Source organism: Paracoccus sp. (in: a-proteobacteria) (assembly GCF_046289755.1).
GTDB lineage: Bacteria > Pseudomonadota > Alphaproteobacteria > Rhodobacterales > Rhodobacteraceae > Paracoccus.
Window position 1 is genome coordinate 106473 of sequence record NZ_JBKBVD010000005.1, and the last position, 16658, is coordinate 123130.

At 67.7% G+C, this 16658-nt stretch carries 15 protein-coding genes and 1 pseudogene; 10 read left to right on the top strand and 6 right to left on the bottom strand.

The genetic code is table 11. From position 1 onward, the window contains the following. Positions 1 to 14 precede the first annotated feature (14 nt). A complete protein-coding gene (locus ACK41U_RS03215; protein ID WP_409675835.1) occupies positions 15 to 4607 on the top strand; it encodes a hypothetical protein in 4593 nt (1530 codons plus the stop codon). 2 nt (positions 4608 to 4609) lie between these two features. Then, a complete protein-coding gene (locus tag ACK41U_RS03220; protein ID WP_409675838.1) occupies positions 4610 to 6316 on the top strand; it encodes a hypothetical protein in 1707 nt (568 codons plus the stop codon). Positions 6317 to 6349: 33 nt separating this feature from the next. Here ACK41U_RS03220 and ACK41U_RS03225 read toward each other — a convergent pair whose 3' ends face one another. Further along, positions 6350 to 6781, bottom strand: coding sequence for a DUF6522 family protein (locus tag ACK41U_RS03225; RefSeq protein WP_409675841.1), 432 nt, complete (start codon positions 6779 to 6781; stop codon positions 6350 to 6352). 524 nt (positions 6782 to 7305) lie between these two features. Here ACK41U_RS03225 and ACK41U_RS03230 point away from each other — a divergent pair. From ACK41U_RS03230 to ACK41U_RS03255, 6 genes are all read left to right on the top strand, one after another. Further along, positions 7306 to 8064 (top strand): cytochrome c biogenesis CcdA family protein, encoded by a 759-nt coding sequence (locus ACK41U_RS03230; protein WP_409675843.1) that lies wholly within the window; start codon positions 7306 to 7308, stop codon positions 8062 to 8064. Positions 8065 to 8078: 14 nt separating this feature from the next. Next, a complete protein-coding gene (locus ACK41U_RS03235; RefSeq protein WP_409675846.1) occupies positions 8079 to 8549 on the top strand; it encodes a thioredoxin family protein in 471 nt (156 codons plus the stop codon). Continuing rightward, positions 8546 to 9181 carry a sigma factor gene (locus ACK41U_RS03240; RefSeq protein WP_409675848.1) on the top strand — a complete coding sequence of 212 codons (636 nt, stop codon included), beginning with the start codon at positions 8546 to 8548 and terminating at the stop codon, positions 9179 to 9181. The genes ACK41U_RS03235 and ACK41U_RS03240 overlap by 4 nt, the downstream gene beginning before the upstream one ends. Continuing rightward, positions 9178 to 9819 carry an NrsF family protein gene (locus ACK41U_RS03245; RefSeq protein WP_409675851.1) on the top strand — a complete coding sequence of 214 codons (642 nt, stop codon included), beginning with the start codon at positions 9178 to 9180 and terminating at the stop codon, positions 9817 to 9819. The genes ACK41U_RS03240 and ACK41U_RS03245 overlap by 4 nt, the downstream gene beginning before the upstream one ends. A 37-nt stretch (positions 9820 to 9856) precedes the next feature. Further along, entirely contained in the window at positions 9857 to 10216 is a 360-nt protein-coding gene (locus ACK41U_RS03250; protein ID WP_409675854.1) for a type II toxin-antitoxin system death-on-curing family toxin, read from the top strand. 267 nt (positions 10217 to 10483) lie between these two features. Further along, positions 10484 to 10798 carry a transposase gene (locus ACK41U_RS03255; RefSeq protein ID WP_409675857.1) on the top strand — a complete coding sequence of 105 codons (315 nt, stop codon included), beginning with the start codon at positions 10484 to 10486 and terminating at the stop codon, positions 10796 to 10798. Between the two features lie 198 nt (positions 10799 to 10996). Here the strand turns inward: ACK41U_RS03255 and ACK41U_RS03260 are convergent, their stop codons facing one another. Continuing rightward, on the bottom strand, positions 10997 to 11626 hold the full coding sequence (locus ACK41U_RS03260) for a phosphatase PAP2 family protein (RefSeq protein ID WP_409675860.1): 630 nt from the start codon (positions 11624 to 11626) through the stop codon (positions 10997 to 10999). Between the two features lie 316 nt (positions 11627 to 11942). On the opposite strand from ACK41U_RS03260, the gene ACK41U_RS03265 reads away from it, so the two are divergent. Both ACK41U_RS03265 and ACK41U_RS03270 read left to right on the top strand, forming a co-directional pair. Continuing rightward, positions 11943 to 12635, top strand: a complete 693-nt coding sequence (locus ACK41U_RS03265) for a response regulator (protein ID WP_409675863.1) — start codon at positions 11943 to 11945, stop codon at positions 12633 to 12635. Continuing rightward, the gene (locus ACK41U_RS03270) at positions 12632 to 13798 is read left to right on the top strand and encodes an ATP-binding protein (protein ID WP_409675866.1); all 1167 of its coding nucleotides are present in this window, start codon (positions 12632 to 12634) and stop codon (positions 13796 to 13798) included. Before ACK41U_RS03265 ends, ACK41U_RS03270 begins: the two co-directional genes overlap by 4 nt. A 91-nt stretch (positions 13799 to 13889) precedes the next feature. Here ACK41U_RS03270 and ACK41U_RS03275 read toward each other — a convergent pair whose 3' ends face one another. The 4 genes and pseudogenes from ACK41U_RS03275 to ACK41U_RS03290 form a co-directional block, all read right to left on the bottom strand. Then, complete coding sequence (locus ACK41U_RS03275; protein WP_409675869.1) at positions 13890 to 14624, bottom strand: amino acid ABC transporter ATP-binding protein; 735 nt, start codon at positions 14622 to 14624, stop codon at positions 13890 to 13892. After that, complete coding sequence (locus tag ACK41U_RS03280; RefSeq protein ID WP_409675872.1) at positions 14621 to 15295, bottom strand: amino acid ABC transporter permease; 675 nt, start codon at positions 15293 to 15295, stop codon at positions 14621 to 14623. The genes ACK41U_RS03275 and ACK41U_RS03280 overlap by 4 nt, the downstream gene beginning before the upstream one ends. A gap of 8 nt (positions 15296 to 15303) precedes the next feature. Then, positions 15304 to 16077, bottom strand: a complete 774-nt coding sequence (locus tag ACK41U_RS03285; protein ID WP_409675875.1) for an amino acid ABC transporter substrate-binding protein — start codon at positions 16075 to 16077, stop codon at positions 15304 to 15306. Between the two features lie 199 nt (positions 16078 to 16276). After that, positions 16277 to 16658: pseudogene (locus ACK41U_RS03290) on the bottom strand (Bcr/CflA family drug resistance efflux transporter); the annotation flags it as partial.

A 16658-nucleotide genomic window follows, 5' to 3' on the forward strand; every position in this document is an offset into this window, starting at 1 on the left:
CCCACGGGTGACCCATGCCGCCAATTGATCTTGATGCCCTGAAGGCCTCGCAGACGGAACTGGCGCGCGCGCGGCTGGCGCTTGCGGGGGTCGACCGCAAGCTGGATGCCGGGCGCGTCCTGGCCGCCGCCGCCGAACGCGCACTGGCGGCGGCCCGGCGCAAGGGCGACGATGCCGCAATCCTGCGCGCGGCCAAAGAGGTCGAGCGCACCGCCGGGCTGGTGGCCGCGACCGGCCGCGACCGTGCCGGACTGACCGGCCAGCTGCGCGACCGGCTGGATCAGCTGGCCCGCATGGAACTGGACGCCCCGGCCGAGGTGCCGCTGCTGCTGTTCCCGGTCCGGCTGGAGACGCGGTTTACCGGCCAGGGTGCGCGGCAGCAGCCCGTGCTGCGCGTGCGCATCTATCCCGACGACATCCACATGGACCTGACCGACCCCGGCGTCACCCCCGAAGAAGAGGCCGCCGCACGGGCCTATTGGTCGGTCCTGTTCGCAGCCCCCGACGACAGCCCGATCGCGCAGGCCTGGGGAACGCTTGTCGCTGCCGTGGGTCGCGCCCGTGCGCGTCTGGTGGCGCGGGCGTTGCGCCCGGTGAATCCGGGCGCCCGCGGCACCGGCGTTGCGCCCGAATTCCCCGCCGTGAACGCTTTGCGCAAGACGGCCTCGCAGCCGCGCCTGCTGCCCGATCATTTCCGCGTCACGGCGATGGTGAACGGCCGCCGCATCCGGGCGCGGGGGGGCGCCGTCGATCCGGAACTGCGCGTCGGGCTTATGGCTGATGACGGCTCGGAACTGGTCGATCGGGACGGGCTGACGATGCTGGAAGGGACCGAGTGGCTGGCCGATTACGCCTCCGCGCTGAAGGTGGGGATGGCCGTCGACGTGCCGATGCCGGGGGCGGGTGTGACCGTGGACAGCCTGCTGGTCTATGGCGTCTGCCAAAGCCGCAGGCCCGCCGAGACCGCCTCTGAGCTGGCCGCGCTGATGGCAGCCCATGACGCCGGGCCGGGCCTGCATTTCGTGCCGCAGGGCACGGCCACGAACAACACCGAATCCGAAGACAGCGGCTGGAAAAGCCGTCGTGATCCCGCGCCCGTCCCGCTGACCCCCGCGCCCGCCGCCGCCGACAGCAATGGCACGCGGCTGGCGGCGGCTCTTGGACTGGCGCATGCTCTGACCGGTGGGATGGGGCATGCGGACGCGCGCGAGGCCGGGGCGGCAGGCGCCATGAATGCCGCACTCTGGCCCGCGACCTGGGGGTATTTCCTGAACACGCTGGATCAGGGCGACAGCAGGCTGGACCCCGCAGTCATCGAGGATGTGCGCCGCTTTCATCAGGCTCATGTCCGGGGGCGCGGCACGCTTCCCGCGATCGCGGTGGGCGACCAGCCTTACGGCGTGATGGCGTTCGCGGGCTTCGGACGCCGTTTCGAGCCTGTTGGCGCCGGCAGGACCGAGACGGGGATCGCGGCCCTGCTGCGCAAGCTGTGGCCCAACTGGCTCAATGCGGAAGGCAACCTGACCCGCGTGGGCCCCGGATCGACTGCCGAGCATGTCCTGAAAATATTCGGCCAGTCGCCGGTCTCCTGGGGGGTGCGGGCGCGCAAATGTGCGGGACATGATTTTCTGGCCAATATCGACAAGGCCACCGCGCAGGGCAAGGATGCCGCCTCGGTCGAGGCGCTGCTGACCCGGCTGCTGGCGGAATCGCTTGGCGGGCTGTCCTATACCTATGGCGCCGGATCTCTTGATCCCGAATCGCGTCCGGTGGCTCTGCCCTATGCCGACCCGGCCCGTGACGCCGCCTTTGCGACGGCGCTGATCGAGGATCGGGCGACAGGTGCGGTGTCCAGCGTATTTCAGGCGCTGATCAGCCTTGGCTACAGGCGGCTGAAAGCCGAGGCCAGCCCCTCGGCTGACACGCCGGGCGTGCTGCGGGCAACGACCCTGATCGACACCCGCCTGACCGAACGGGTGATCGGCGCGGTGATGTCGGACAAGCCCGCCGATCTGTCCGAATACGACGCGCTGATCGGCGAATTTACCTCTGTTGCGCTGCCAGGGACCGGCGGGATCGCGCGGGATCTGACGCCGCTGATGTTCCGCCGGTCCGAGACGGAGATGGCGCTGTCCGCCAGCTCGACCGTGGAACGCGACTGGCTGGGATACGGGCATGGCTTGCGCCTGCTGCGCGCCCGGCGTCAGCTGGCCGACATGATTGCCGGGCTGCGGGATCTGGCCGGGCTGGCGCAGGGGCCCGACGGGCAGGATCTGACGCTGCTGGTGGCCGAGACGCTGGACACCGCCAGCCACCGGCTGGACGCATGGATCGCGGCGCTGGCCTCGGCACGGCTGGAACGGATGCGCAAGGCGCAGCCGCAGGGGATCACGGTGGGCGCCTTCGGCTGGGTCTTCGGTCTGACCCCGCAGGACCGCTCGCCGGGCCATGGCGGATATATCGCCGCGCCCGGGCTGGACCTTGCCACCACCGCAGGGCTTTTGCGGTCGGCCTATCTGGCCCACAACCCGTCTGACGGGACCGGCGGTGCCTTTGCCATCGACCTGACCAGCGCGCGGGTGCGCCGCGCCCTGTCATTGATCGAAGGGGTGGCCAACGGGCAGGAGCTGGGCGCCCTGCTGGGTTACGACTTCGAACGCCGTCTGTCAGAGGCGGGCTGCGACCGCTTCATCCTGTCGTTCCGTGGCATTGCGCCGCTGCGCGCGGGGCGGCTGACGGATGGGGGCGCACCGACCCCGGACCCCGACAGCCAGGCGCTTGCGGCGGTCAATGTCACCGACATGCTGCGGCTGCTGGACATCCGGGGCCAGCAGGGCGCGGCGGCCATCCTTGCCAGAATCGCGATCCTGCCCGAGGGCAACGACTATCTCGACCCGGCCCATTGGAAAGGCCCCACTGACGCCGAAAGCGCTGCCATTGCCGCGGCGGTGGCGGCCGCCGATGACGACACAGACGCGGTCGCGGACCTGCTGCTGGCTGAATCGGTGCATCAGATGGCGCATGGCAACATGGCGCGGGCCTCGGCGGTCATGGATGCCAGCGGCAAGGGCGACGCTCCGCCGCCGGCCGAGCCGGACGTGATCCAGACGGGCGGGCCGGGCACGGTGGTCACGCACCGGCTGATCGCGGTCCTGCCCCGTTCGGGGGGGTGGAACGACGCCGTGCCCCGCGCTCTGGCCTGCCCCGGGCTGGAGGCGTGGGCGGCCAGCCGGCTGCCATCGCCGCAGCGGATCGTTCTGGGCGAAGGGCGCGACGGCGGCCTTGTCAGCATGGCCGACACCGGGCTGTCAGCGCTGGACTTTGCTGCCCTGTCGCGGCATCCGGGCCTTGTCTCGCGCGTGCTGCGGGCCCGCGCGCCCCTGGCCAACCCCGAGGCCGGGCTGATCCAGCCCGGCTCTGCCCGCATCCCCGCCGGGCATATGGCGCTGGCCGAGGCAGAGATGACCGCCGCAGCCCTGCAGGATGTGCTGGACTCGGCCCGACCGCTGTCGGCGCCCGGGCTGGGGCCTGGTGGCCTGAGCGACTGGCAGACCGCCGATCACGCCGTGCCGCAGGCGGTCGCCCGGCTGACCTCGGCGGCCAATATCCTGCAATCGCGGCTGGTGGTCCTGCAGGGTCTGATGGATGCGCCGGACGTGTTGCGCGCGGATCTGATGACCGCCCTGCTGTCGCTGACCGATTTCGGGATCGTGATGCCCGATCTGGCCTCGGCCGAGGTGGCCGACATCGCCAATCTGGCGCTGACCGAGGGCGTGTCGCGGCTGGAGCGGCTGTCCGGGATGCTGGCCGCGCCGGACGCCGACCGGATCGAGGCGGCGGCCACTGTCCTCTTCGGATCCGGGTTTCACATGCCGCTGCCACTTGTGCTGGCCCCCGCCGATCCCGAAGACGCCATCGGGATCCGCGACTTTGCCGATCTGTCCCCCGGCGCGGTCGAGCGGTTTCTGACGGATGCCGGAACCGTGCGGCCGGTGATCGGACGCTATCAGTTGCTGAACCTGCTGGCAGGGATCAGCGGGCAGCGCCCCTCGCTTGCGGTCCGGCAGATGGTCAGCGGCGGGGACGATCCCCCCGATCACTGGATCGGTGCGGGCCTGCCCGCCGACCGCCCCTCGCCCTCGGGCGCGATCCTGTCGCTGTTGGCGGATGCCCCCGACGGTCTGGATCCGGGCGCCGGGATCACCGGCCTGCTGCTGGACGACTGGACCGAGACGATGGCCCGCCGCGCACCGCTTGGTCCCAACGGCCCCGTTGTCAGCCAGACCACCGCCGGGGTTGCGATCCATGCCGACGCGCCGGGTGCCGAACCACCGCAGACCCTGCTGCTGGCCCTGTCCCCCGATGGCAAGCGCTGGACCGAAGACGGGCTGTGCGATTTTCTGTCCGATGTGCTGGATCTGGCCAAGGCGCGGCTGGTCACGCTGGAAACGCTGCCTCTGGCCGCGCGCGTCCTGCCGGCCATCTATACCCAAAGCTGGTCGCTGCAGGGCGAACCGGTCATGGACTGGTCGCGGATTTTCGCCGATGCGCCGCACCTGGCCATGGTCCCTGGGCTGCGGAACTTCACCACCCTGCGCGAGGTCTAGCGATGGTCAGGAAACACACCGAGTTCGACGCCGTCCGGGTCGCGGCTATCGACACCAGCGGTCTGGTGGGCATCCTGCTGCGCCCGCCCGCATGGACGCGGCTGGAACCGCAATCGCTGTCAGGCGATCCCCAGCCGGGCATTTCAGCCGGGGTCCACGATCCGATGTGGCTGCTGGGCCGTCAGTGGCAGATGGGAGAGTTCAGGGGCGAAGACTGCGGCACGCCGGTCTCGGTCCGCATCACCGCGCAGACACAGGCGCTGTGCGCTTTGCGCGCGGGCGGTCAGGACCGGAACGCCGCCCCCCGCCCGCTGTCGGGCGGTGCCGTGTTCGAGCCCGAAATCGAGGCCGAGCCATGGGCACCGCCGTCGCTGCGCGACCGGGCCGAGGCGGCCTCGGCGCTGATCGCGGCGCTGTCTGGTCTGGGATGGGCGGGCGAGGATCAGCTGCGCGTGCTGTGCCCCTTTGATCTGCAGGCCGATGACATCGTGGCACAGCGGCCTGATCCGGTCTGGACCCGCATCGCGCAGGCCCTGCCCGACGCCGAACGCGCAGCGCTGTCGCTGGAAGGGCCGGACCTGCCCGACTGGCTGGTGGGCGAACCGGTGGCCGTCCGTCAGGCCGCCACGGAATGGCTGGGCTGGTATCGGCGCAACGTCTCGCGGCTGGGGCGGATCGAGGACAGCTGGCATGCCGACCGTCTGGAATACCGCTTTGCCCTGCAGGCCGGTTCCGGCGACAGGGCCCGGCGGCTGGAGGCGCCGTGCCATCTGGGCGGTCCGGTGGAATGGTACAGCGTCGATCTGGCCGAGGGCAAAGGACTGGGCGTCACAGCCGATGCCCCGGTCAGCGTTCACAGCGCTCATGTCCATGCGACCCCGCTGCGCTATGGCGGGATGCCGTCGAACAGGCTGTGGCAGTTCGAGGATGGCATGGTGAATTTCGGTGTAACCGATGTGCAGCCAAACGATCTGGCCCGGCTGGTCTTTCTGGAATACGCGACGATCTTTGGCAATGACTGGCTGGTCGCCCCGATCGACCTGCCGCGCGGCACGCTGGCCGAGGTAACTGCGGTCACCTATCTGACCACCTTCGGCGAGACGGTCACGGTGGACGCCGCCACCGATCAGCGGCGCAAGGGCCGCTTCCGCCTCTACCAGACGGACGGGCCCAGAGGGGCTGAGCGCCGCTTTCTGATCACGCCGAACGGGCGCTCTGCCCTCAGCGCGGCGGCCCGTGAAGAGGTCGTCTTTGCCCGTGACGAGACCGCGAATGTGGTCTGGGCGGTGGAGCGCAGCGTCGAGGGCGCCGACGGGCTGGCCCGTGACCGCGCGGCTGAAAGCCCGCCCGTGATCGCCAACGCCCGCCCCCATCCCGATGCCGATTTTGCCTGGACGCTGGAGGCGCGGCCGCCCGAACACTGGATTCCGATGGTGCCGGTTCCCGATGGCGGCAGGGGCGGCTTTGTCCTGCGCAAGGGCAGCTTTGACGGCAACGATCAGTCGCGCGGCCGCATTCTGGCGCTGCGCCCCTATGATCTGCACGACGAAGAGGTTCCCCGCGAAGGTGTCCGCGTCCGCCGTGTCCCCTCGCTGTTGCGCGACGATCAGGGTACGCTTCAGCGCTGGACCGCGCGGCGGGTGTCGGCCGCATGGGGCGAAAGCCGGTCGCGTCTGGCCTATGACGTCACCGAGGGGCCGGGCGGCTGAGGCACCCCGCGCGCAGCCACGGATGCCGCTTTATCAGCCGCGTTTCCCCGGCATCTGCTCCCCGGCATCTTGGGCGGCGTCCGGCTGCGTCAGCTTCACCCGCGCCACCGAAATCACCTGACCGTCCTGGGCGCAGGTCAGCCGGACCCGCCACTCTGGCGACTGAAACGTCAGGCGCAGCCTGCCGTGATCCGCGCCTGTTCCCCGCTCGACCCCGGTCCCGATATCGCCGGCCTGCATGAGAACCTGAAAGCTGACAACATCAAGCTCGAGCAACGGAGCGATTGCGGCTGCGTCAATGACGGGCTGCCCTGCCTCGAACGAAATTCTGATGGCGTCACCCGTGCTGATCATATCAATCTTCCCCTCATGCGGCCCACAGCTCATCGGGGGGCGCGGGGCGGGCCGAAGCCTGCGGACAAGAGCGGCTGCCAGATTGATGTGCAACAGCACCTTCGCGTCCATCCCCGGAACTGTCCACAGAAAATGTGGATAACTCTCCCCGGCTGACTGGCGCTTTGCTGCCGCTCACCGGGATTGTCCGGACAGCGCCGCTCGTCCGGCATCTGTCGCAGGCCGCCCGCGCGCGCAGCCTGAGTGGCAGCGCGCGCCGCGGTCCTTCCGCAACGTGACGCGGCCCGGTCCGCGGCCCGGTCCGCAATTTCACGAAACCGCGAGCGGAGTAACGGCAGGGCCGTGGTCAGCGACATGCCCTGTCGGAAGGCGGTGGCGCCTATCTGAGCTGACAGGGAAAATGACGTGACCGCGATGACGCCCCGCATTGCTTTCAGACCCCGGCTGACGACGCTGCGGGCGGCGAATGCAATCCGGCTCCATGGTGCCGGGCTGCCCATTGGCAGCGTGCGGGGGCTGGACCGGGCAGATTCGGACGGCGCAGGTTCGGACGGCGCAGGTTCGGACGGCGCAGGTTCGGACGGCGCAGGTTCGGACGGGGCAGTGACCGGCGGGGCAGGGGAAAAGGCGCTGAAATGGAGCTGATCCTTGCCTATCTCGCCGGGTTGCTGACGCTGATCAATCCCTGCGTTCTGCCGGTCCTGCCCATTGTGCTGACCGCCAGCCTTGGCGCCGACCGGCGCGGGCCGGTCGCGTTGGCCGCCGGGATGAGCCTGTCTTTCGTGACCCTTGGCCTTGGGGTCGCGGCCCTCGGTCCCGCCCTTGGAGTCATGCCCGAGGACGTGACCCGGATCGCGGCGCTGGCGATGGTGGCTTTCGGGGCGGTCATGCTGCTGCCCGCGCTGAACCGGCGCTTTGCCCGCGCCACGGCAGGGATGGCCATGGCGGCGGATGCGCGGATGCAGCAGGGCGGGATACCGCAGCAAGGGGCCGCGCGCCCGCCCGCCGGGTTGCGGCGCGAATTCACCGGCGGCGTGCTGCTGGGCGCGGTCTGGAGCCCCTGTATCGGGCCCACGCTTGGCGCCGCGATTGCGCTGGCCAGCGCGAGTCAGGGACAGGGACAGGGTCTGGCGCTGGCACAGGCGGGGGCGGTCATGCTGGCCTTTGCGCTTGGTGTCTCGTCGCTGATCCTGGCGGCGGGCTATGGGCTGCGCGGCTGGATGCGCCGCAATTCGGGCGTGCTGGCGGGGCTGGCGGCCCGCGCCCGCCCCGGCATGGGGCTGGCCTTTGTCGCGGTCGGGCTGGCCTTGGCCCTTGGCCTGCACCACCGGGCCGAGGCCGCGCTGATCCGCTGGCTGCCCGCCTGGCTGATCGACCTTTCCGTAACATTCTGAACGCAGAGGATCCTATGGACCACAAGCCCAACCACAAACCCAGCCGCAGAGCCTTGCTGATCTCGGCCGCTGCCACAATTGTCACAGCCACGGGCTTTGCCCTGTTGCCTGCTGGCCGGGCGCCTGCGGCAGGGGCGGATGAGCGGGTCTTTTACACCCCCGGCATGGCCGAGGAAGCGATGGCGGCGGGTGAGGTGATCATCCTCGATTTCTGGGCCAGCTGGTGCAGCACCTGCGCCGCGCAGGAACGGGTGATGGCCGCGCTGATGGCGGAAAACCCGGCCTATGGCCAGGCGATCCGCGTCATCATCGTGGACTGGGACCAGCACCGCCGGGGCGATCTGGTCCGCGCGCTGGCGATCCCGCGACGCTCGACCCTGGTGGCGCTGCGGGGCGAGACCGAGATCGGGCGCATCGTCGCCGGGACCGGGCGCGCGCAGATCAAGGCGCTGTTTGACACGGCACTGGCGGCGGCGCGGTCGTGACCCTAGCGCCCGACCTGCTGTGGCACCGGCATTGTCCGACCCCGGCGGGACGGGTTAAGCTGAGGCGCACGCAGCCGGAAAGGGAGGCCGCTCTGGACCGCGACACCAGTTGGGAGGGGCTGCTGGCGCGCGCCAATGATGGCGACGCGGCGGCATTCCTGCGCTTTCTGACCGAGGTGACGCCGGTGCTGCGCGGTCTGATCCGGGCGCGGGGGCGGGGCCTGCCGCCCGATCAGCACGAGGATATTCTGCAAGAGGTGCTGCTGGCCATCCATCTCAGGCGGCAGAGCTGGCAGCGGGATGCGCCGGTGCGGCCATGGCTTTATGCGGTGGCGCGTCACAAAGTGGTCGATGCCTTCCGCAGGCGGGGCGCGGCGATCCATCTGCCGATCGAGGATTTCGACAATGTGCTGATCGCCGCGCCCGCGCCCGCGCCCCTTGCCGCCCGCGATGCCGAGAGGATGCTGGGCCTGATCGACAGCCGCTCGGCCGCGCTGGTCCGGGCGGTGCGGCTGGAGGGGCAGAGCGCCGATGATGCGGGGGCCAGGCTGGGCCTGTCGGGGGGTGCGGCCCGCGTGGCGCTGCACCGCGCCCTCAGGCGATTGTCCGACCTTGCGGAGAAGATGAAATGAGCACGTCTCGCACAACCGAAGACCTGATCCGTGCGCTGGCCGCCAGCGCGCCGCCGCCACGTTTTTCTGCCGGTGTCATGGCCGTGGCGCTGAGCGGTGCGGTGGCCCTGGCGGTGGCGCTGTTCGTGGCCATCATCGGGCCCCGGCCCGATCTGGTCGCGGCGCTGGCGGCGCCGTTGGTTCTGGCCAAAACGCTGCTGCCGCTGGCGCTGGCCGGTCTGGCGCTGTGGCTGGCGCTGCGCTCGGCCCGGCCCGGTGCGGGGCTGGTGCTGTGGCCGCTGCTGGTGCCGGTGGCGCTGGCCTGCGCGCTGTTCGCCGGGCGGCTGGTCCAGACCCCGCCCGAGGCGGTTCTGCCCGCCATGATGGGCCAGACTGCGGGCGCCTGCCTGCTGTCGATCACCGGACTGTCGGCCCCGGCGATCATCGCGGGGATTGCGTTGTTCCGGCGCGGCGCGGCGACGCGTCCGGGGCTGACCGGCGGGCTGATCGGCATCGCCGTCTCGGCGGGCGCGGCGGCGGGTTACGCGCTGCATTGCAACGAGGATTCGCCGCTGTTCTTCACCCTCTGGTACGGGCTGGCCATTGTGACATGCGCTGTGGCCGGGGCGTGGGCGGGGCGGCGGTTCCTGCGCTGGTAGTGTCTGCACGTCGGCCTTGCGCCGGATCGACCCGGCCGTGATCAACGCCGTCCACGACCGGCAACTGGCTGAACATGGTGGCCCCGAGGGTGTTCGCGATTCCGGCGGCATCGACAATGCGCTCGCCCGGCCGGTCAATCTCGCGCATGACGGTGCGCCTGATGCGGCCGATCTGGCCGCTGCCTATGCTTACGGCCTTGCGAAGACTCATGGCTTTGTGGATGGCAACAAGCGCACCGCCTGGATCGCGGCACGCCTGTTTCTGACCGATAACGGCTACCGCCTTGATTTCGACCCTCTCGACGCAATCCGTCCCATGGAAGACGTTGCGGGTGGCGTCTTGAAAGAGACCGAGCTTGCCAGCTGGTTTCGCGACCGCCTGTCCGATCCGGAATAAGGCCAAATTCAGCTGTCGCAGCCACGTTCGAAAGCGTCGCTCACCCTGCGGGCTGAAACTGACGACGCGTGATGACGGCAACCTCCGTGCCCATGACAGTGCAAACAGGCGATCCAACACCGCTTTGCCAACCTGCCCGGCAAGATGATGCCGCCTCTGGCTCCAGTCCAGACAGGTGCAGCGTATCCGTCCGTTGTCCCCGCTCTGACGGGCGGGGTCCGCGGCTGATAGTGTTCACCGTGGATAGCGGACATCTTGAGGCACTCCATGGCGGGCAAGAAGGGGCCGAAGACGCGGTTCCGGGCTGACGGAGAGAAGCGGTTGATCTGTGTGCAGGCTTTGGCACCGGGCGTGTCTGTCGCGCAGGTTGCACGTCGCCATGCGATGAACGCCAACCTGATTTTCAAATGGCTGAAGGTCCCTCGCTTTTCCCCTGCAGCGGATGAAACGCCTGATGCGCCGGAAGGTGGCGGTGTTGTCCTGCCGGTGCAGATCTCCGGCAGACCACCGCCGTGTGCAGCCCCCGCCGCGATGGCAAAGTTGATGGCGGCGACGATCAGGCTGCCGCCCGCTTCGGCCTGATCGGGCATAGCACGGGTGATCCAGATCGACCACGACACCGGCCCGCCGGCAAAGATCAGACCCCATGTCGCGGTCATCGCAGCATCTCGCGCCAAAGCACCTCCGAAAACCGTCAGCAGCAGTGCCGGAACGGCCATCGTCATCCGCGCCGGACAGATTCATCTTAAACCCGATCCACCAGATGCCGTGACTGACCACTTAGGGCCGGGTCCTCGAGAAGAACGTGTCGATGCGCTTCGATCGCACTTCTGTCCATTTCCAGATCCAGGCCATTGCCAGCATGGTCAGAAGCCAGCCGAGGACGACGTCCGACAGGAAATGTGCACCAAAGAGCACGCGATTGAAGGCGATCATCATCAACACGGGCGTCAGAACAGCCGCCGCGATCCACCGCTGCTTTGCCGGAACGAAAACCAGAAGGGACAGCGCAGCCGCAGCCCCCGATGCCTCTCCGGAGGGAAAGGAACAGTTCCGGGCGCAGGCCGCGGAAAACTGCCAGACCGGCGTGAAATCCGCAGTGCCGCCGAATTCAAGCAGCTGGCGCGGACGGGCACGGCCGATCAGGGGTTTCAGGGTTTCGACGACAAGGCCCGGACCGGCGGCATAGCTTAGCAGAACGAACAGCGGCTTGTGGGGTGGGCAGAAGGCGTATCGCTTCGGCAGCAGGACGTGCAGGCCCAACAGCAGCAGCATTGCTGCGACAAGACAGACCGGGCCGTGGAGGCCGAATTCCCGCAGCCCCTTCAGAAACGGGTGCTCGGCCAGAACGAAGACCGGCCCCTGCGCGACCCGGCGCGATACCGCCAGATCAATTGCCGGGAAGGCCATGAAGAGAAAGCTGAGCCCGACGATGGATCTTGTGATGATGCCGGGCGCGCGCCCGGTGCCGGTCCGGGTGTCATGGCGCGCGCCATTGGCGGCGGTTTTGGGCATGTCGCCCGGAACAGTTCGTTGCATGCCGGTCTCTCCTGATGGCGGAGGCGCTGACTGGACCGCAACTGTCAAGAAACGGTGAAGACCGGATCAAGGCGCTGTCCGGAAACGGTTCTCTGCCCGGCGAAGGATTGTCCGGACCTGTCCGAGCCCGTATCGTCCGGCGTGTTGACGCGCGACGGGGAACAGATGATGGCGGCACGGCATTGATATGGAGAACAACCTTGTTCTTGTCGTCGAGGATGAGCCGGCGATTGCCCGGATCCTTGAAGGGTATCTGCGGCGTGACGGCTTCCGCACCGTGCAGGCCTCGGATGGCGAAACCGCATTGCAGCATCACGCGCTTCTGAAGCCCGATATCGTGCTGCTGGACATCCGCATTCCGAAAATGGACGGTTTCGCCGTGCTGGCCCGCCTCCGGCAGACGGGTTTCACGCCGGTCATCATGGTCTCGGCCCTTGCCGATGACATCGACCGGCTGAGCGGGCTGCATCTGGGCGCCGATGATTATATCGTCAAGCCGTTCAACCCGCAGGAGGTCGTCGCACGGGTCAGGGCCGTCCTGCGCCGGACCCAGGACCAGCGGACAGGGTCGATCCGTCGCTTTGGGGCGATCGAGGTGGATTTCGGCAGCTATGCGGCCTTTGTCAACAGGGACGGGCAGCGGACAGCCTTGTCCCTGACGCTCAGCGAATTCCGGATTCTGGCGCATATGATCCGCCATCCCACGCAGGCCTTCGGGCGCGCCGACATCCTCGACGCCTGCCTGCCGGAAAGCGACGCGCTGGTGCGCACGGTCGACACGCATATCTCCAACCTGCGACGCAAGCTGGAAGAGATGGGCGAGACCGGCTTTTTCCCGGCCGTGCGCGGCGTCGGCTATCGTTTGTCCGACCCGCAATGAGCCTCCGCAAATTCCGCGCCCTGCCGCTTGCCACGCTGACCGCCATGGCCATCGCGACCATGCTGGTTCTCAGCGTCGGCATGGCCTATGTCGGTGTCACCTGGTATTCCGCCTATCTTGACGAGAACATCCACCGCAGCCTGCCGCCAAACGCCGCAGCCGCCTACCGGCTGGTGAACGAGGGGCGGGTTCCGGACGAAGACTCTCTCCGGACGCTCGTTGAGCTTATGGACGCGCAGACGGCGTCGGTGGATCTCAAGATTCAGGTTGCCGCACTGGTCTGTGGTCTGGTTTCGGCGCTGATCTGCGCCCTGATCGGCATCTGTCTGGCGCAGCGGATCGCCCGACCGCTCGAAGATCTGACCATTGCCGCCGAAACCCTGAAATCGGGCGATTTTTCCGCCCGCGTCACCGCCCCCTCCAGCAGCACGCGCGAGGTCGCAAGCCTTGTCGAGACCTTCAACGCGCTTGCGACCAGCCTCGACCGGATGGAGGAGCGGTTGCGCTTCAACAATATGGCGATCGCGCATGAGCTGCGCACCCCGCTGACGGTTCTGCGCGGTGCGTTGCAGGGGATCCGTGACGGCGTGTTCCCGATGGATGCGCAGATCGTGCCCGAACTTCTGCTGCAGGTCGAAGGTCTGGGCAGGATCGTCGAGGATCTGCGCACCCTGTCGCTGGCGATCGGCCAGAAGCTGGTGATGCAGCGCCAGTGGCTGGACGTGGCCGAGGTCGTGGAAGGTGGTCTGTCGGCGTCCAGACCCATGCTTGAGGCCAGCAAGCTGGTGGTCGAGACTGACCTGCGGCCCGCCTGGATATCCGCAGACCCGTCGCGGATCCGGCAAGCCATGCTGGCGCTTCTGGAAAATGCGGGCCGTTATGCGGCAAGCGGCGGCTGGTTGCGCGTCGAGACCGGGCTGCTGGCGGACGGCAGCGCGTTCATCCGCGTGCTGGATCGCGGCCCCGGCTTCCCCGAGGACATGGACGCGGTTGCGATCAACCCGTTCTGGCGGGGCGATGCCTCCCGGTCGCGTGCGACGGGGGGGACAGGGCTGGGCCTGTCGGTCGTTCAGGCCATTGCCGTCGCCCATGGCGGGCAACTGGAGCTGAGCAATCGTCAAGGCGGAGGGGCGACGGTCGCCATCCACCTGCGTCCCCAATAGCCTGCGAACTGGCATGGGCTGGTCCGCCCCCGACAGCAGAAGCCGCTGGCCGCGACTGTGCTTTCGACGGCGCTGTCCCCGCCGGGGGCCGTCAGGCTCCGACCCGTTTGAGAAAGCGTTGCAGCCGCTCGTCCTTTGGGGCTCCGAAGATCTGATCGGGGGGGCCGCTCTCGATGATCTTTCCGCTGTGCATGAACAGGATGCGGTCGGCAATCTCGCGGGCGAACTGCATCTCATGGGTGACGATCAGCATGGTCTGCCTGCGCTCTGCCACCCGCCGCATCAGGTCCAGCACCTCGCCCACCCATTCGGGGTCAAGGGCCGACGTTGGCTCGTCGAACAGCATGAGATCCGCGCCCTGCGCCACGGCGCGGCCAATGCCCACACGCTGCTGTTGACCGCCCGACAGTGCGGCAGGATAGCTGTCGGCCTTGTCGCTCAGGCCCGTCTCTGCCAGCACCGCCAGCGCGCGCGCTTCGGCCTCGGCGCGCGGGCGCTTCTGAACGGTGACAAGGGCTTCCATGATGTTTTCCTTCGCCGTCTTGTTGGCAAAGAGCGCGTAGTTCTGAAAAACGAAGGCCACGCGGCGCCGCAGCGCCAGGATCTGCCGCCGGGACACGGACGCCGCATCCACGGTCAGATCGCCGATGGCGATCGTTCCGGTCTGGGGCCGGTCCAGAAAGTTCAGACACCGCAGCAATGTCGATTTTCCTGTTCCCGAAGGCCCGATGACGACCACGCGTTCGCCCTCGGAAATCGTCAGGTCGATATTGTCGATCACCGGCGCCGCGCCGAAATGCTTGGTCAGCCCCTTGACCCTGATCATCGTGCATAGGCCTTGTTCAGATAGGTTTCGAGACGCTTTTGCCCTTGGCTCAGAGCCTCCACCAGCACCCAGTAGATCACGGCGACGACAAGGAATGCCTCGAAATAGCGAAAGCTGCCCGCCGCCTCTTTCTGCGCCGCGCCCATCATTTCGGTGACGCCAAGGGTGAAGGCCAGCGAGGTGCTTTTGATCATGTCGATGAAGTAATTGACCAGCGTCGGCGCCGCGATGCGCGCGGCCTGCGGCAACACGATCCGGCCCATCATCTGCGTCTGGGTCATGCCGATGGATTGCGCGGCCTCCCACTGGCTGCGGTCCACACCGGCGATTGCGGCACGGATGCTTTCGGCCATATAGGCCGAGAAATGCAGCGTCAGCCCCATGATCGCGGCCGTCACGCCGTTGATCTGGGTCAGCGAGGACATGACCTGCGGCAGCCCGTAATAGAACAGGAAAAGCTGTACCAGCAGCGGCGTGCCCCGGAAAAAGCTGATGAAGACCACCACGATCTGGTCCAGCACCGGGATCCTGACCACCCGTTCCACCGCCAGCAATGACGCCAGCACAAGGGCCAGCGCCATGCCCACGGTCGCCATGAACAGCGTCAGGGGCACATAGCCCAGAATCACGGGCACAAGACCCAGCATATAGTCCAGATCAAGCGCCCGCATGGATCAGATCACTCCGGTTTCGTGATATCGCTGCCGAACCATTTTTGCGAGATTTCGGCCAGGGTGCCGTCGTCCCGCAGGGCGCTCAGCGCGGCATCCAGACGATCGCGCATCGCCCGCCCCTCATCGTCGTCGCGCAAAGGCAGGGCATTGCGGATCTCAGAAAACGGGCTTCCGGCCAGTTGCAGCGGCAGCGGGCTTTCCTGAATGACCTGCGCGGACGAGACCCGGTCCATCACGAACGCATCCACGCGCCCCAATGCGGTATCCTGTTCGATATTGGCTTCGTAGGTCCGTATCTGGATGTCATCGGCAAAGGGCAGTTCGCGCAGCAACTGCTCGAAGTTCGATCCAAGGTTCACCGCGACGGTCTTGCCGCGCAGATCCTCGACGCCGTTGATCTCGTCATTGCCCTCGCGGGTGACGACCTGCGCGCCGTCGATCACATAGGGCTGCGTAAAGACAAACCGCGCCTCGCGCTCGGGGGTGATGGTGATCTGATTGGCGATCGTATCGATCCGGCCCGCCTCAAGCGCGCCGATCAGACCGGAAAAGGACATGGTCTCGAATGCAATATCGATCCCGGCTTCCTCGCCCACCGCATTCATCACATCGACCTCAAACCCCTGCAGCACGTCCTGCCTGACAAAGGTGAAGGGGAAATATCCGCCTGACATGCCAACGCGCAGGGTCTCGGTGTTCTGGGCAATCGCAGGACCGGCAAGAGCGCTGGCAAGGATGGCCGCGCCAACGAATTTACTGAGCATGATGAACTCCTTCATGTTGGCCCCTTAGGTGACATCCCGATGCCCCGGTTTCAATGCGCAGCGCGACCGCGTTGCGACCACTGCCGGACCCCTGAGACAGGGATATGCCACGACATATGAAGCCGTCGATCCGTTTCTGGTTCCCCATGGCATGGTTGGTGCGATGAGGGTGGGTGACGTCAGGGCCTGCGCCATCGGCGGCAGGCCCCCGCTGTCACGCGACCCGCAGGCGCAGGCGGGGCAGCGACAACGCCGCAGCCGTCCAGGCGAGGCAGGCACAGGCGGCAATGGCCGCAACCATCGTCGCGGCATTGTTGTCCATGAAAGGCCCGGTCACGGCGATCATCAGCCCGCCCGTCAGCATCTGGACCGTGCCTCCGATGGACGAGGCCAGCCCGGCAATGTCCGGATGCGGGTCCAGCGACATCACCATGGCGGTCGGGATCACCAGCCCAAGGCAGGCATTTGCCAGAAACAGCCCCGCCATCACCATCGGCAGCGCATCAAGCCCGGCCCAGACCACGCCGGTCAGCATCAGCGTGATCGCGGCAAATCCGGTGATGGCCAGCGCGACGACCCGCTCCATCCCGAATTTC

Coding starts and splice junctions, on each gene's coding strand:
- ACK41U_RS03265 (WP_409675863.1), top strand. CDS start 11,943: ATGGAGAACAACCTTGTTCTTGTCGTCGAGGATGAGCCGGCGATTGCC.
- ACK41U_RS03270 (WP_409675866.1), top strand. CDS start 12,632: ATGAGCCTCCGCAAATTCCGCGCCCTGCCGCTTGCCACGCTGACCGCC.
- ACK41U_RS03225 (WP_409675841.1), bottom strand. CDS start 6,781: ATGGACGCGAAGGTGCTGTTGCACATCAATCTGGCAGCCGCTCTTGTC.
- ACK41U_RS03275 (WP_409675869.1), bottom strand. CDS start 14,624: ATGATCAGGGTCAAGGGGCTGACCAAGCATTTCGGCGCGGCGCCGGTG.
- ACK41U_RS03285 (WP_409675875.1), bottom strand. CDS start 16,077: ATGAAGGAGTTCATCATGCTCAGTAAATTCGTTGGCGCGGCCATCCTT.
- ACK41U_RS03220 (WP_409675838.1), top strand. CDS start 4,610: ATGGTCAGGAAACACACCGAGTTCGACGCCGTCCGGGTCGCGGCTATC.
- ACK41U_RS03230 (WP_409675843.1), top strand. CDS start 7,306: ATGGAGCTGATCCTTGCCTATCTCGCCGGGTTGCTGACGCTGATCAAT.
- ACK41U_RS03255 (WP_409675857.1), top strand. CDS start 10,484: ATGGCGGGCAAGAAGGGGCCGAAGACGCGGTTCCGGGCTGACGGAGAG.
- ACK41U_RS03215 (WP_409675835.1), top strand. CDS start 15: ATGCCGCCAATTGATCTTGATGCCCTGAAGGCCTCGCAGACGGAACTG.
- ACK41U_RS03235 (WP_409675846.1), top strand. CDS start 8,079: ATGGACCACAAGCCCAACCACAAACCCAGCCGCAGAGCCTTGCTGATC.
- ACK41U_RS03260 (WP_409675860.1), bottom strand. CDS start 11,626: ATGGCCTTCCCGGCAATTGATCTGGCGGTATCGCGCCGGGTCGCGCAG.
- ACK41U_RS03280 (WP_409675872.1), bottom strand. CDS start 15,295: ATGCGGGCGCTTGATCTGGACTATATGCTGGGTCTTGTGCCCGTGATT.
- ACK41U_RS03245 (WP_409675851.1), top strand. CDS start 9,178: ATGAGCACGTCTCGCACAACCGAAGACCTGATCCGTGCGCTGGCCGCC.